The organism is Erwinia wuhanensis (assembly GCF_030484085.1).
In the GTDB taxonomy this organism is placed as follows: Bacteria; Pseudomonadota; Gammaproteobacteria; order Enterobacterales; family Enterobacteriaceae; genus Erwinia; species Erwinia aeris.
This window is the reverse complement of record NZ_JAUJUH010000001.1, coordinates 790,957-806,372: the sequence shown is the minus strand read 5'-3', so window position 1 is coordinate 806,372 and position 15,416 is coordinate 790,957. Positions and strand designations below refer to the sequence as shown.

General features: G+C 56.4%; 11 protein-coding genes. 8 read left to right on the top strand and 3 right to left on the bottom strand.

Annotation, left to right across the window (positions count from 1 at the left end):
• The first annotated feature begins 51 nt into the window (after positions 1 to 51).
• The 6 genes from btuC (at position 52) to QZH36_RS03625 (ending at position 5,458) form a co-directional block, all read left to right on the top strand.
• Complete coding sequence (btuC, locus tag QZH36_RS03650; RefSeq protein WP_301729670.1) at positions 52 to 1,035, top strand: vitamin B12 ABC transporter permease BtuC; 984 nt, start codon at positions 52 to 54, stop codon at positions 1,033 to 1,035.
• A 41-nt stretch (positions 1,036 to 1,076) separates the two neighbouring features.
• Positions 1,077 to 1,622 carry a glutathione peroxidase gene (locus QZH36_RS03645; protein WP_253454459.1) on the top strand — a complete coding sequence of 182 codons (546 nt, stop codon included), beginning with the start codon at positions 1,077 to 1,079 and terminating at the stop codon, positions 1,620 to 1,622.
• Entirely contained in the window at positions 1,623 to 2,357 is a 735-nt protein-coding gene (gene btuD / locus QZH36_RS03640) for a vitamin B12 ABC transporter ATP-binding protein BtuD (RefSeq protein WP_301729669.1), read from the top strand.
• Positions 2,358 to 2,387: 30 nt separating this feature from the next.
• Complete coding sequence (locus QZH36_RS03635; protein WP_301729668.1) at positions 2,388 to 2,846, top strand: NlpC/P60 family protein; 459 nt, start codon at positions 2,388 to 2,390, stop codon at positions 2,844 to 2,846.
• A 330-nt stretch (positions 2,847 to 3,176) separates the two neighbouring features.
• Complete coding sequence (locus tag QZH36_RS03630) at positions 3,177 to 3,917, top strand: EAL domain-containing protein (RefSeq protein WP_253454456.1); 741 nt, start codon at positions 3,177 to 3,179, stop codon at positions 3,915 to 3,917.
• A gap of 101 nt (positions 3,918 to 4,018) precedes the next feature.
• Complete coding sequence (locus tag QZH36_RS03625; protein ID WP_301729667.1) at positions 4,019 to 5,458, top strand: protein adenylyltransferase SelO; 1,440 nt, start codon at positions 4,019 to 4,021, stop codon at positions 5,456 to 5,458.
• 239 nt (positions 5,459 to 5,697) lie between these two features.
• Here the strand turns inward: QZH36_RS03625 and QZH36_RS03620 are convergent, their stop codons facing one another.
• The gene (locus tag QZH36_RS03620) at positions 5,698 to 6,744 is read right to left on the bottom strand and encodes a 3-deoxy-7-phosphoheptulonate synthase (RefSeq protein ID WP_301729666.1); all 1,047 of its coding nucleotides are present in this window, start codon (positions 6,742 to 6,744) and stop codon (positions 5,698 to 5,700) included.
• Positions 6,745 to 6,908: 164 nt separating this feature from the next.
• The gene (gene ppsR / locus QZH36_RS03615) at positions 6,909 to 7,739 is read right to left on the bottom strand and encodes a posphoenolpyruvate synthetase regulatory kinase/phosphorylase PpsR (RefSeq protein WP_125289768.1); all 831 of its coding nucleotides are present in this window, start codon (positions 7,737 to 7,739) and stop codon (positions 6,909 to 6,911) included.
• A gap of 467 nt (positions 7,740 to 8,206) precedes the next feature.
• Here ppsR and ppsA point away from each other — a divergent pair, with 467 nt between their 5' ends.
• Positions 8,207 to 10,588 (top strand): phosphoenolpyruvate synthase, encoded by a 2,382-nt coding sequence (gene ppsA, locus QZH36_RS03610; protein ID WP_301251801.1) that lies wholly within the window; start codon positions 8,207 to 8,209, stop codon positions 10,586 to 10,588.
• A gap of 422 nt (positions 10,589 to 11,010) precedes the next feature.
• On the opposite strand, the gene ydiK is transcribed toward ppsA, so the two are convergent.
• Complete coding sequence (ydiK, locus tag QZH36_RS03605; RefSeq protein WP_253454452.1) at positions 11,011 to 12,132, bottom strand: AI-2E family transporter YdiK; 1,122 nt, start codon at positions 12,130 to 12,132, stop codon at positions 11,011 to 11,013.
• 213 nt (positions 12,133 to 12,345) lie between these two features.
• On the opposite strand from ydiK, the gene ydiJ reads away from it, so the two are divergent.
• Positions 12,346 to 15,399 (top strand): D-2-hydroxyglutarate dehydrogenase YdiJ, encoded by a 3,054-nt coding sequence (gene ydiJ, locus QZH36_RS03600; RefSeq protein WP_301729665.1) that lies wholly within the window; start codon positions 12,346 to 12,348, stop codon positions 15,397 to 15,399.
• Positions 15,400 to 15,416: the final 17 nt, after the last annotated feature.

The following is a 15,416-nucleotide window of genomic DNA, read 5'->3' as shown; positions in this document are numbered from 1 at the left end:
TCGCTGAATTTCCGCTAACCCTGCCCGTTTCCATTAGCCAGGCCTGGATTTATGACTCTGCTTTCTCAACGGATCGCGCTGGCCCGTCGGCATCAGCGACGCTGGCTCTGCATCCTGAGCATTTTCTGCGTGTTGGTTTTTCTGCTTAGCCTCTGCGCCGGCGACCGCTGGCTTTTTCCGCAAAGCTGGTTCAGCGGTGAAAACCGACTGTTTGTCTGGCAGCTGCGGCTGCCGCGTTCGCTGGCGGTGCTGCTGGTCGGCGCGGCGCTGGCCGTGTCCGGCGCGGTGATGCAGGCGCTGTTTGAAAATCCGCTGGCGGAGCCGGGCCTGCTTGGCGTCGCCAACGGCTCAGGCCTTGGGCTGGTGCTGGGGATTTTTAGCGGCGTAACCGGGCTGTGGCCGCTAAGCTTTTTCGCCATTGCAGGCGCGCTGTTGATTACCTTTATCCTGCTGCGTTTTTCCCGCCGCTCGCTTTCCACCAGCCGCCTGTTGCTGGCGGGCGTGGCCTTAGGCATTATCTGTAGCGCGGGCATGACGTGGCTGGTCTATTTCAGCGCCAGCCTGGATCTGCGCCAGCTAATGTACTGGATGATGGGCGGCTTTAGCGGCGTGGACTGGCGCTACGGCGGGCTGATGCTGGCGCTGCTGCCGGTGCTGCTGTGGCTATGCCGCCAGTGGCGCGTGCTGAATTTGCTGGCGCTGGGCGAGGTTTCCGCCCGCCAGCTCGGCCTGCCGCTGCTGCTGTGGCGCAATTTGCTGGTGCTGGCGACAGGCTGGCTGATTGGCGTCAGCGTGGCGCTGGCCGGGGCGATCGGCTTTGTCGGCCTGGTCATTCCGCATATTTTGCGGCTGAACAACCTGAGCGATCATCGTATGCTGTTGCCGGCCTGCGCGCTGGCGGGCGGCGGCATACTGCTGGCGGCCGATATCCTGGCCCGTATCGCCATCGCTTCGGCGGAGCTGCCGATCGGCGTGGTGACGGCCACGCTGGGCGCGCCGGTTTTTATCTGGCTGTTGTTACGTAACCGGGCCTGACCTGCGGCCCGCTTTTTTCTCTACTGAAACAGGAAAAACCAATGAGTATTTACGATACAGAACTGGTGACGCTGGATGGCGAACCGACGACGCTGGCGCAGTGGCAGGGCAACGTACTGCTGATCGTTAATGTCGCCTCTAAGTGCGGCCTGACGCCGCAGTATGAGCAGTTGGAAAATATTCACAAAGCCTGGCAGGATCGGGGTTTTGCCGTGCTTGGCTTCCCCTGCAACGCGTTTCTGGAGCAGGAGCCGGGCAGCAACGAAGAGATTAAAACGTTTTGCAGCACCACCTATGGCGTAACCTTCCCGATGTTCAGTAAAATCGAGGTCAACGGCCCGCATCGGCATCCGCTCTATCGCCAGCTGATTGCGGCAAGACCGGAAGCGGTAGCGCCGGAAAATAGCGGTTTCCTGGCGCGTATGAGCAGTAAAGGACGCGCGCCAAAAGAGCCGGGCGACATTTTATGGAACTTCGAAAAGTTCCTGGTTGGTCGCGACGGCACGGTGGTACAGCGCTTCTCGCCGGATATGACGCCGGAAGATCCTATTGTGATGGAAAGTATCAAAGCGGCGCTGGCAAAATAGATGCTGTTGCAGTGTGAGGACGTTGCGGTCGCGCAGCGCCTCGCGCCCTTTACCGCCAGCGTTGATAAGGGCGAGCTGATCCATCTGCTTGGCCCTAACGGGGCAGGTAAAAGCTCCTTACTGGCGGCGCTGGCGGGATTGTTGCCGGCGGAAGGGCGTATCGTTTTCAACGGCACGTCGCTGTCGGCCTGGAACGGCTATGCGCTGGCCCGCCATCGCGCTTATCTGGCCCAGCAGCAGCGACCACCTGGCAGTATGCCGGTCTGGCATTACCTTAAGCAGCATCAGCTGGTGGACGAGGGCGATCGGATACTGATAACCCTTTGCGAAACTTTTCAGCTGGCGGATAAACTGGCTCGCTCGCTTAACCGCCTCTCCGGCGGGGAATGGCAGCGGGTGCGTCTGGTGGCGGTGCTCTGTCAGACTGCGCAGCCGGAAGGGCAGCTGCTGCTGCTGGATGAGCCGTTAACCGGTTTGGATCTGGCACAGCAGGCCGCGTTCGATCGCTGTGTGGCCGCCAGGGTCGCAGAAGGCCTGACGATTATCATGAGCGGACACGACATCAATCATTCATTGCATCACGCCCGGCGCATCTGGCTGCTGCAAGAGGGGGTTTTAGTGAGGCAGGGCGCCACGGAAGAGGTGTTACGGCCGGAAACGCTGTCGGCGGTGTATCACGTGCCTTTCAGAAAAATAGATGTAGAAGGACAATCGCTGTTGACCACGCTGTTTTAAACCAGCGGCAAAGAATAAAGGGAATCTGTTATGCGCTACCTGGTCTTATTACTGGCTATCCTGCTGGCGGGCTGTAGCAGCCATGCGCCGCCGCCGAACGGCCATCTTTCCGATTCCATTATGGTTATCGCCCGGCTAAACGAACAGCTCAGCGAGTGGCGCGGCACGCCCTATCGCTACGGCGGCATGGGACGCAGAGGCGTTGACTGCTCCGGGTTCGTTTATCTGACCTTTCGCGATCGCTTTGATTTGCAGCTGCCGCGTACGACGCTTGCGCAAACGAAAACGGGAACGCGCATCGGTAAAAAGGATCTGTTGCCTGGCGATTTACTGTTTTTTAAAACCGGCGCGGGAGAAAACGGTTTGCACGTCGGCATTTATGATACTGACGACCAGTTTATCCATGCTTCTACCAGCCAGGGCGTAATCCGATCGTCGCTGAATAACGTGTACTGGAAAAAAGTTTTCTGGCAGGCGAGGCGTATTTAATTAATATAGCCTGCTAACGAATTTCAGAAAAGGCTTATCTATCCGCCGGTTAACTTTTGTGGCTATAATAAACCCGGCGGGCCGGTTTAGCAGCTTATTGCATCAGGCTTTAACCAGCCCGTTAAAAGTGATTTCCCGTGTCGGATTTTGTAAAGATAGTTTAAAGAAATGCGCCACGGGGATATCTCAGCACGAAACTATGCTTTAATAGTAAAGCATTTTTTCTTGCTGAATATGTGATAGCTTAACCCGCTATGGGTTTTTATCCTGGTCGGTGTACAACAGGCGTATTAATGCGCCGTACGGCGGCTGCATCATGGCTGAATAAAAATGAATATCCATCTGGAAGCGGATTATAAAAGTCACACAGCTTTTAACCCGATCTACCGTTTCGGCGGGCAGCTTATCGCCGTCGAATTGCTCACGCATTTTTCCCACAGTACCGCTAACGTCGCCATCCCTCAGGAACTTTTACTACCACAACTCAATACAGATCAGCGTATTCTTTTATTACAGAATCAGATCAACTGCATTGAACGACACGCCGATTTTTTTAGTCAGGAAAGAGTGAAGGTCACGCTGAAAATAGACGAACTGCTGGCACAAACCATTCTTGATAGCGAGTTTCTGAGCCGCAAGCTGGACGCGCTGGCGTGGCTGGAGCTGGAAATTAGCGAAAGTTTCACCGACTTAAAGTTGGGGAAAGATCACCCCGGCCTGATGGCGCTCAGTGAAAGGTTTGATTTAAGCCTGGCGAATTACGGCGCAGGAAAAGCGCCGTCAAAAGCAGTATACGACAATCTCTTTTCCCGTATTAAGCTCGATAAAGGCTTTATTCAGCATAATATTAACCGGATCTCTTTTCAGCCGTTTATCAGTACGCTGCTGGAGCATATTAAGCCCCATTGCCAGCAGGTTATTGTCCAGGGCGTGGACGATATTACCGGCCTGGAAAAAGTCAGCCGCTATCAGTTCGACGGTATTCAAAGCGCGCTGTTTTCTCCGGTAACGGGAGAGTCGCTCTCTTCTCTGATTGTGCCGCCGAAAGAGCTGACAGGCGAAGCGATGTAATATCCCTTTACTCTCTCCGTGTTTACCGCAGCGTATGAGGTTTACACTTAAAGCCGGTACCGAAAGCGCATCAGGGCGTCGGTAAACAGTAAGGGGAGCGTATGCATTTTAACAATAGCTGGCATGACGAGCTGGCGGGATTTTATACCGCCCTCAATCCTACGCCGCTGAAAAACCCACGTCTGCTTTATCATAGCGCGCCGCTTGCGCGGGAGCTGGGGCTGGACGAAAGCTGGTTCACCGCCGATAAAACCGCTATCTGGAGCGGCGCGCAGCTGCTACCGGGCATGCAGCCGCTGGCGCAGGTGTATAGCGGACATCAGTTTGGCGTCTGGGCGGGACAGCTGGGCGACGGGCGCGGCATCCTGCTGGGCGAACAGCAGCTGGACGACGGCCGTAAAATGGACTGGCACCTGAAAGGCGCGGGCCTGACGCCCTATTCACGTATGGGCGACGGACGCGCCGTGCTGCGCTCTTCACTGCGCGAATTTCTTGCCTCGGAAGCGATGCATCACCTTGGTATCCCCACATCCCGCGCGCTGACGGTCGTTACCAGCGACGAGCCTGTGCAGCGGGAAACCACCGAGCGCGGCGCCATGCTGCTGCGCGTTGCGGAAAGCCACGCCCGTTTCGGCCACTTCGAGCATTTCTTTTACGCGCAGCAGCCGGAAAAAGTCCGCCAGCTGGCTGACTATCTAATCCGTCATCACTGGCCGCATTTGCAGGAGGAGCAGGATCGCTATCTGCTCTGGTTCCGTGATGTGGTCAGGCGCACGGCCAGGCTAATCGCCCAGTGGCAGAGCGTCGGTTTTGCGCATGGCGTAATGAATACCGATAACATGTCGGTATTAGGGATAACGCTGGATTACGGCCCGTACGGTTTCCTGGACGACTACAAACCGGATTTTATCTGCAATCATTCTGACTATCAGGGGCGCTACAGCTTCGATAATCAACCGGTGGTGGGGCTATGGAACCTGAACAGGCTGGCGCACGCGCTTTCCGGGCTGCTGGATACCGCCCAGCTGAAGCAGGCGCTGGCGGAATACGAGCCGGAGCTGATGCAGTGTTGGGGCGACAGGATGCGCGCGAAGCTGGGGCTGCTGACGCAGGATAAAGACGATAACAACATTCTGACCGGGCTGCTGTCGCTGATGACTAAAGAGGGCAGCGACTATACGCTGACTTTCCGCATGCTGTGCGATACCGAGCAGCAGCAGTTGCGTTCGCCGCTGCGGGATGAGTTTATCGATCGTGAAGCCTTTGACAGCTGGTACAACATTTACCGTCAGCGGTTACTGCAGGAAGAGAGCGACGACGCTACGCGTCAGCAAAAGATGAAGCAGGTCAATCCGGCCGTGGTGTTAAGAAACTATCTGGCACAGCAGGCGATTGAACAGGCCGGGCAGGATGACGTCAGCGTGCTGGCCAGGCTACACCAGGCGCTAATCAGGCCTTTTGATGACGCGCCGGAGTTTGCCGATTTGATGCGGCGTCCGCCAGACTGGGGTAAAAAGCTGGAGGTCAGCTGTTCGAGCTAAAGCGGGCGCGATGCAGGCTTGAACGAGGGTGATTAAACGGACGTGATGCAGGCTTGAACAAGGGTGATTAAACGGACGTGATGCAGGCTTGAACGAGGGTGATTAAACGGGCGTGATGCAGGCTTTAACGAGGGTAATTAAACGGACGTGATGCAGGCTTCAACAAAGATGATAAAGCGGCAGGCAGGGTACGCCAGCGCGTCCATGCGCACGGTGTCCTGCCTGCTTTCAGGCCTGTCTTAGCGCCTCGCTTTAATCGCCTCGGCCAGCTGCGCTAACACCTCTTCGCTGTCACTCCAGCCCAGGCAGGGGTCGGTAATCGACTGGCCGTATACCAGCGGCGTACCGGCCTGCACTTTCTGGGTGCCTTCCTTCAGGAAACTTTCAATCATTACGCCGGCAATCGACGACGAACCGTCGCGGATCTGCTGCGCTACGGACGCGGCGACCTCTTTTTGCAGGCGGTGCTGTTTCAGACAGTTGCCGTGGCTGAAATCAATAACCAGCCTTTCCGGCAGCCTGTGTTCGCGCAGGCTGGCGGCAGCGGCGGCGACGTCTTCCGCATGGTAGTTTGGCCGCTTGCCGCCGCGCATAATGATGTGGCCAGACGGGTTGCCGCTGGTCTGATAAATGGTCATCTGTCCATGCTTGTCCGGCGACAGGAACATGTGGCTGGCGCGGGCAGCGCGTATCGCATCGACCGCAATCTGAATATTACCGTCCGTGCCGTTTTTAAAGCCAACGGGACAGGAAAGCGCGGAAGCCATTTCGCGGTGGATTTGGCTTTCTGTGGTACGGGCGCCGATGGCTCCCCAGCTGATGAGATCTGCCAGGAACTGACCCACCACCATATCCAGGAATTCGGTGGCCGTAGGCATGCCCAACCGGTTGATCTCCAGCAGCAGCTCGCGCGCTACGGCCAGGCCGTGATTCACCCGGAAACTGCCGTCAAGATCGGGATCGGAAATCAGGCCTTTCCAGCCCACCACGGTGCGCGGTTTCTCAAAATAGGCGCGCATCACGATTTCCAGCTCGGCGGCGTGGTGCTGGCGCAGCGCGTTAAGCTTCGCCGCATAGGCCAGCGCGGCGTCGGGATCGTGGAGCGAGCAGGGGCCGATCACCACCAGCAGGCGGCGATCTTCGCCGGACAAAATCCGGGCAATACGCTGGCGGGAAGCGGTCACGTTCGCGGCGATATCAGGCGTGATCGGGAAACGCTGCGCCAGTTCGTCAGGCGTAATCAGGCTCTCGATGCGCGCGGTCCGCAGTTCATCTGTCTTGTTCATAGTTGTCCAAAAATTTTTTTCTTCGCAGCGGCGGAAATACCGGGAAGTGATGGCGATCACAATAAACCCGACACGGCGTGGATTTCAACCCGAAACGCCGGACAGAACGGCGCAACGGGATAAATATCACTTTTTCTGGCGCGGAATCAAAAAACGGCTGCGCCTCAGTACATTCGACGCGTCAGGCCCATGATATCTAAAATTTTCGTGGCGATTTCCTCAACGGAGTAATTGGTACTGTTGAGGTAACGGATCTGATGGGTACGAAACAGGGCTTCCACCTCGCCGACTTCCAGCCGACATTGCCGCATGGACGCGTAGCGGGTATTTTCCGCCCGCTCCTGACGGATCGCGGCCAGCCGCTCGGGATCGATAGTTAAGCCAAACAGCTTGTTCTGGAAAGGCCGCAGCGCGGGCGGCAGCTTCAGGTTATCCATATCGTCGGCGATAAAAGGATAATTGGCGGCGCGAATGCCAAACTGCATGGCCAGATAGAGGCTGGTCGGCGTCTTGCCGCAGCGCGAAACGCCCAGCAGGATCACCTGCGCCTCCTCCAGCCCGCGCAGCGAGATACCGTCGTCGTGTGCCAGGGTGTAGTCGATGGCGGCGATGCGCGCATCGTACTTGCCCAGGTTGTTGGCCGTCAGACCGTGCGTGCGGTTGGCGACCGGTGCGGGCGCTATGCCCAGCTCCTGCTGAAGCGGCGCCACCAGCGACTGGACGATGTCCTGACAGAAGCCTTCGCTTTGCAGAATAATTTCCCGGATTTCCGGCGTGACCACAGAAATAAACACCAGCGGGCGCAGGCCGCTTTTCTGCCAGATAGCGTTAATCTGCGCTTTGACCGCCTGCGCCCGCTGCACGTTTTCCACAAAGGGCAGCGTCACGCTGTTAATGTTGACAGGAAACTGCGAAAGCACCGCGTGGCCGAGCACTTCAGCGGTAATGGCCGTTCCGTCAGAAATATAAAATACGCTGCGTTCGTTGCTGTCCATTTTTCGATCCCTAAGAAACTGAGTGGCAGAGTAAATTAAACTACAGTCTTATAGCAATTAGCGCCAGCTGACGAAATTAAATTAAAATTTCACTTCTCATTGTAATGAACTTTTTGTTTTTATAAAAAGAAAGGCGTGGCTGAAAAAGAGGATTAATGAAATAACGTTCCTGTTTGTCATGCGTAAAAAGCGCTATTTTCCGGAAAAGCATGCTAAAAGGGAATCAAAATAGCTCGCCACATCTCTTCCTTTTTTTAATAGCCCTTTTAATTAAAATAATCTTATATATCATAATCTTAAATATATTTTTATCGCCCGAAATAAGATTGCTGTTCGCGGAATAGTCTTAAAGTTTTCCTTTTAGTCAGCTTGAACGATTCAACAGTTTCTTTCCATACACGGAATGTGCCAGGCTCAAAAACGCACGATGCTATTTCCATTAATTCATTCATAAAAGGATTGCTTCAATGTCCAATCAAGGCGCACTGCCGTTTGTGCTCTGGTATAACCAGCTTGGCATGAACGATGTTGATCGGGTGGGCGGCAAAAATGCCTCTCTGGGTGAAATGATCACTAATTTGTCATCGCTTGGCGTTTCCGTTCCCAACGGTTTTGCCACTACGGCCGATGCATTCAATCAGTTCCTCGATCAGAGCGGCGTCAGTGAACGCATCCATACGCTGTTGGACAAAACCGATATTGATGACGTGGACGAACTGGCAAAAGCGGGTAAACAGATCCGCGAGTGGATTGTAGAGACGCCTTTTCAGCCAGAGCTGGAACAGGCTATCCGTGAAGCCTACCAGCAGCTTTCCGCTGACGACGCCGAGGCTTCGTTCGCCGTGCGCTCGTCCGCTACGGCCGAAGATATGCCGGATGCCTCTTTCGCCGGCCAGCAGGAAACTTTCCTGAACGTACAGGGCTTCGACGCCGTGCTGGTGGCGGTGAAGCATGTTTACGCCTCGCTGTTTAACGACAGGGCGATCTCTTATCGCGTGCATCAGGGCTACGATCATCGCGGCGTCGCCCTGTCGGCTGGCGTACAGCGGATGGTACGCTCCGATGCCGGCGCCGCTGGCGTAATGTTTACCATTGATACCGAATCGGGCTTCGATCAGGTGGTGTTTATTACCTCTGCTTATGGTTTGGGCGAGATGGTGGTTCAGGGCGCGGTTAACCCGGACGAATTTTATGTGCATAAGCCGACGCTGGCGGCGGGTCGTCCCGCTATCGTGCGTCGCAACATGGGCTCGAAAAAAATCCGTATGGTCTACGCCGATTCGCAGGCGCACGGCGAGCAGGTCAAAATCGAAGACGTGCCGGAAGCGGAGCGTGATCGTTTCAGCCTCAGCAGCGAAGAAGTGGAAGCGCTGGCGGCACAGGCAGTGCAGATTGAAAAACATTATCAGCGGCCAATGGATATTGAATGGGCGAAGGATGGCCATACCGGCAAGCTGTTTATCGTGCAGGCGCGTCCGGAAACCGTGCGCTCCAATGGCCAGGTGATGGAGCGTTATACGCTACAGGGGAAAGGTGCCGTAGTGGTGGAGGGGCGCGCTATCGGCCATCGTATCGGTGCGGGCGAGGTCAAAGTGATCCACGATATCAGCGAGATGAACCGCATCGAAAAAGGCGACGTGCTGGTCACTGATATGACCGATCCCGACTGGGAGCCGATTATGAAGAAGGCGTCGGCAATCGTTACCAACCGTGGCGGGCGTACCTGTCATGCCGCCATTATCGCCCGCGAGCTGGGTATTCCTGCCGTGGTCGGCTGCGGTAACGCTACCGAGCTTCTGAAGGATGGCCATAAGGTCACCGTCTCCTGCGCAGAAGGCGATACCGGCTATGTTTACGACGATCTGCTCGACTTTGAGGTAAAAAGCTCACAGGTTGATGAAATGCCCGCGCTGCCGCTGAAAATCATGATGAACGTCGGCAATCCCGATCGCGCCTTCGACTTCGCCTGCCTGCCTAATGAGGGCGTGGGGCTGGCGAGACTGGAATTTATCATTAACCGCATGATCGGCGTGCATCCTAAGGCGCTGCTTGAATTCGACCGTCAGACGCCGGAATTGCAGCAGCAGATCCGCAGCATGATGAAAGGCTTTGACGATCCGGTAGAGTTCTATATTGCCCGCCTGACGGAAGGCATCGCCACGCTGGGCGCCGCTTTCTCGCCGAAAAGGGTGATTGTGCGGCTGTCGGATTTTAAAACCAATGAGTACGCTAACCTGGTCGGCGGCGAGCACTATGAGCCGGAAGAGGAAAACCCGATGCTGGGCTTCCGTGGCGCTGGCCGCTACGTGGCCGACAGCTTCCGCGACTGCTTTGCGCTTGAGTGCGAGGCCGTCAAGCGCGTTCGCAACGAAATGGGGCTGACCAACGTCGAAGTGATGGTGCCGTTCGTGCGTACTGTCGCGCAGGCGAAAGCGGTGGTGGAAGAGCTGGGGCGTCAGGGCCTGAAGCGTGGCGAGAACGGATTAAAAATCATTATGATGTGCGAAATCCCTTCTAACGCGCTGCTGGCGGATGAGTTCCTGCAATACTTCGACGGGTTTTCCATCGGCTCAAATGATATGACGCAGCTGACGCTGGGGCTGGACAGGGATTCCGGCGTGGTATCAGAACTGTTCGATGAGCGTAACGATGCGGTGAAGGCGCTGCTGTCGATGGCGATCCGTTCGGCGAAAAAAGCCGGAAAATACGTGGGCATTTGCGGCCAGGGGCCATCCGATCACGAAGATTTTGCCGCATGGCTGATGGCAGAGGGCATCGACAGCCTGTCGCTCAATCCGGACACGGTAGTTCAGACCTGGTTAAGCCTGGCAGAACTGCCTAAAGCGTAGCGATTCATTACCAGATGCAGTGAAAGGCCGACTTGTTCGGCCTTTTTGCTTTGCTATGGATAAAAAAAAGCCCATCACATGGGATGGGCAAAGACTACACACAGCAATTCTTTAGGGTGTTTGGGGAAAAAGGTTGTTTATAAATCAGCGCGTTGCTGCTAAACATAACCGATATACTATTCCCCCCGCTGAAGTGAGTCTTTAAGAATCCTCTTATTAGTTTAAAGACGATAATATTTAATCACTGAAATTGCAGGCGTAAGGGGCGATATGTGTACTTATATTAATCAATTGCCGGTAAGTGAGACGGGAAGGGCGAAAAACCGGCGGATAATGGTAAAAGTTGCTTAACAAATGCGCCTTTTAAAGTAATAGGTGGTTTTAAAGCATTAAGGCGGTCAGGCATGCTAACCGCCTTAAAGTTATTGCTTAACTGAATTTTCCTGTTCTATTTCAGCAAGTTCTTCAACGACCTCTTCAGGATCGTCTCTGGGCGCGGGTTCTTCATGCATCCAGACCGATACCAGTCGATAAGAGACTGCCAGCACTACCGGGCCAATAAAGAGGCCGATCATGCCGAACGCCACCAGCCCGCCGATCACGCCGGAAAGGATCAAAATCATCGGCAAATCGGCACCCATTCTGATAAGCACTGGCCGCAGCACGTTATCCAGCGTGCCCACCACGCAGCTCCAGATCAGCAGGACGGTGCCCCAGGTGGTGTCGCCGCTCCAGTAGAGCCAGATGATAGCGGGGATCAGCACGACCAACGGCCCCAGCTGCACCAGGCAGGAGAGGATCATCACTACCGTCAGTACCGTAGCGTAAGGAATGCCGGAAATGGCCAGGCCGATACCGCCTAATACGCCCTGCACCAGCGCGGTAACCACCACGCCAAGCGCCACGGCGCGGATGGCCTGACCGGCAAGCAGCACCGCCGCGTCGCCGCGACGATGGGCCAGCCGATAGGCAAAGTGGCGAATGCCGTTACCCACCTGCTCACCGCGCCAGTAAAGCAGCACGCTGAACAGCAGCATCAGTCCCAGATGCAGCATAAAGCGACCAAAGTGTCCGGCCTGCGCGAATAAAAAGATGCTGGTGCGCCCGATATAGGGCTGAACGCTGGCCACCATCGCCGTGCCGCCGCCCGCCACCAGATGACGCCAGGCGGAATAGAGCTTTTTGCCCACCAGCGGAATGTCGTGTAGCCACAGCATCTGCGGCAGCATCACATGCCCCGAGGTCGCCCAGGCGATTACCGGCCCGCTGTTCTCAATCAGGCTGTTAACCAGCAGCGCGACGGGGATAACAAACAGCAGCACCAGCAGCAGCGTCATGGCGATCACCGCCAGTGAACGGCGCCCCCACAGCCAGCCCTGGATTTTCAGCATCAAAGGCCAGGTGGCGATCACCACCATGCTCGCCCAGGCGAATCCGAGCACAAAGGGCTGAACCACCCACAGACAGGCGACGATCAGCAGCGTAATAAACAGGATGGAGAAGATGATTTGCAGCATATCCCATCCGTTTTGCGTGTTCTTCATGTATGACCATTAACCTCAAGTAATAAAGTCGTCAGAAAGGCCGGAAAGCGGGAGCGGACATTCCGCTCCTGATGTATTAAACGCATTTTCCACACAAACGGCACGTTATTCTTTTCGCTGGGGTTTTGAAAGGGCGACAGGTCATAAAAAAATGTGATAAAACCATAAGAAAGAGCAAACGTTACACCTCAAACACAACCTGGTCACACGATAATGATCCCACAGATTTCTCAGGCGCCGGGCCTCGTTCAACTGGTGCTGAATTTTTTGCAGGCGTTAGAGCAGCAGGGTTTTACCGGTGATACCGCTACCAGCTATGCCGACCGTCTTACCCTGTCCACCGATAACAGCATCTATCAGCTGTTGCCCGATGCGGCGCTGTTCCCCCGATCCACAGCTGATGTTGCGCTGATTGCTCGTCTGGCGGGCGAAGAGCGCTATCGAAGCCTGGTCTTTACGCCGCGCGGCGGCGGCACCGGCACCAACGGCCAGGCGCTGAATCAGGGCATTGTGGTCGATATGTCCCGCTACATGAACCGCATTCTGGACATTAATGTGGAGCAGGGATGGGTAAAAGTAGAGGCGGGGGTGATCAAAGACCAGCTCAACGCCGCCCTGAAACCGCTGGGCTACTTCTTCTCGCCGGAACTCTCCACCAGCAACCGCGCCACGCTCGGCGGCATGATTAATACCGATGCGTCAGGGCAAGGCTCGCTGGTTTATGGCAAAACCTCCGATCACGTTTTAGGGCTGCGCGCGGTGCTGCTGGGCGGCGACTTGCTGGATACGCGGGCGATCCCGACAGGCGTGGCGGAGCAGCTGGCGGCGGAGCAAACGCGCGAGGGCGAAATCTATCGCACGGTACTGGAATGCTGCCGCGATCGCCGTGACCTTATTGTTGAGAAGTTTCCAAAGCTCAACCGCTTTTTGACCGGCTACGATCTGCGCCACGCCATCAGCGACGATTTGCAGCAGGTGGATTTAACCCGTCTGCTGTGCGGCGCAGAAGGCACGCTGGCTTTTATTACCGAAGCCCGCCTGAACATCATGCCGATCCCCAAAGTGCGACGGCTGGTCAATATCAAATATGATTCCTTCGACTCGGCGCTGCGCAGCGCACCTTTTATGGTGGAGGCGCAGGCGCTGTCGGTTGAAACGGTTGATTCAAAGGTGCTGAACCTGGCACGGGAAGATATCGTCTGGCATTCGGTCAGCGAGCTGATCGCCGACGTGCCGGACCAGGAAATGCTGGGGCTGAATATTGTTGAGTTCGCCGGAGACGATAAGGCGCTGATCGACGGTCAGGTCGCCTCACTTTGCCAGCGGCTGGAAAGCCTGATGGCGGCTGGCGAGGCGGGCATTATCGGCTATCAGCTGTGCAACGATATTGGCGGTATTGAGCGCATTTACGCCATGCGTAAAAAAGCGGTCGGGCTGCTCGGCAACGCCAAAGGCCGCGCCAAACCGATCCCTTTCGTCGAAGATACCTGCGTGCCGCCGCAGCATCTGGCGGACTATATCGTCGAGTTCCGCCAGCTGCTGGACAGCCACAACCTGAGCTACGGCATGTTTGGCCATGTCGATGCGGGCGTGCTGCACGTGCGCCCCGCGCTGGATATGTGCGATCCACAGCAGGAAATGCTGATGAAGCAGATCTCTGACGAGGTGGTGGCGCTGACGGCACGCTACGGCGGCCTGCTGTGGGGTGAACACGGTAAAGGCTTTCGCGCCGAATACAGCCCGGCGTTTTTTGGCGAAGCGTTATATAACGATCTGCGCCGCATCAAGGCGGCCTTCGATGCCGATAACCGGCTTAATCCAGGTAAAATTTGCGCGCCCCTGGGCGTTGACGAGCCGATGATGAAAGTGGATGCGGTAAAGCGCGGTACCTTCGATCGTCAAATTCCGGTCAACGTGCGCAGCGACTGGCGCGGCGCGATGGAGTGCAACGGCAACGGTCTGTGTTTTAATTTTGACGTGCGCAGCCCGATGTGTCCGTCGATGAAAATCACCGGCAATCGTATTCACTCGCCGAAAGGCCGCGCCACGCTGACCCGCGAATGGCTGCGGCTGCTGGCGGAGCAGGGCGTCGATCCGCTGGCGCTGGAACGCTCGCTGCCCCAGGCGAAAGTCAGCCTGCGCGGCATGATCGAGCGCACCCGTAACAGCTGGCACGCGAAGCGCGGCGAATATGATTTCTCGCACGAGGTGAAAGAGGCGATGTCGGGCTGTCTGGCCTGTAAAGCCTGTTCCACCCAGTGTCCGATAAAAATCGACGTGCCCGGCTTCCGTTCCCGTTTCCTGCAGCTTTACCACACCCGCTATCTGCGTCCGGTCAGCGATCACCTGGTCGCCGGCGTGGAAAGCTACGCGCCGCTGATGGCAAAAGCGCCCACGTTCTTTAACTTCTTTTTACGCCAGCCGCTGGTGCGCAAGCTGAGTAAGGATCATATCGGCATGGTCGATCTGCCGCTGCTTTCCTCGCCCAATCTGAAGCAGCAGCTGGCCGGGCAGCGGGCGGTGACCACCACCCTGGAGCAGCTTGAGGCAATGAGCGAAACGCAGCGCGCGCAGCATGTGCTGATCGTGCAGGATCCGTTTACCAGCTATTACGAAGCCAGGCTGGTCAGCGATTTTGTGACGCTGGTGGAGAAGCTTGGCTATCGGCCGGTGGTGCTGCCTTTCTCGCCCAACGGCAAGGCGCAACATATCAAAGGCTTTTTACAGCGCTTCGCCAGAACCGCGCAGAAAACGGCGGATTTTCTTAATCGCGTGGCGAAACTCCAGCTGCCGATGGTCGGCGTCGATCCGGCGCTGGTGCTTTGCTACCGCGACGAATACAAAGAGATCCTTGGCGAAAAACGCGGCGACTTCCACGTGCAGCTGGTGCATGAATGGCTGCAAAATGCGCTGCCGGCGCGCCAGCCCGTCCCGCAAAGCGGCGAAGCCTGGTATCTGTTCGGCCACTGTACGGAAGTCACTGCGCTACCCGCATCCAGCCAGCAGTGGGCAGGGATATTCGCGCGCTTTGGCGCAAAACTGGAAAACGTCAGCGTAGGCTGCTGCGGTATGGCGGGCACGTACGGGCATGAAACAAAAAATCTGGCTAACTCGCTGGGTATTTATGAGCTGTCATGGCATCAGGCGCTGCAAAAACTGCCGCGCCAGCGCTGCCTGGCGACCGGCTATTCATGCCGCAGCCAGGTGAAACGCCTTGAGGGTAACGGCATGCGGCATCCTTTACAGGCGCTGCTGGAGCTGCTGTAAGCAGCGTTCGGTGATGC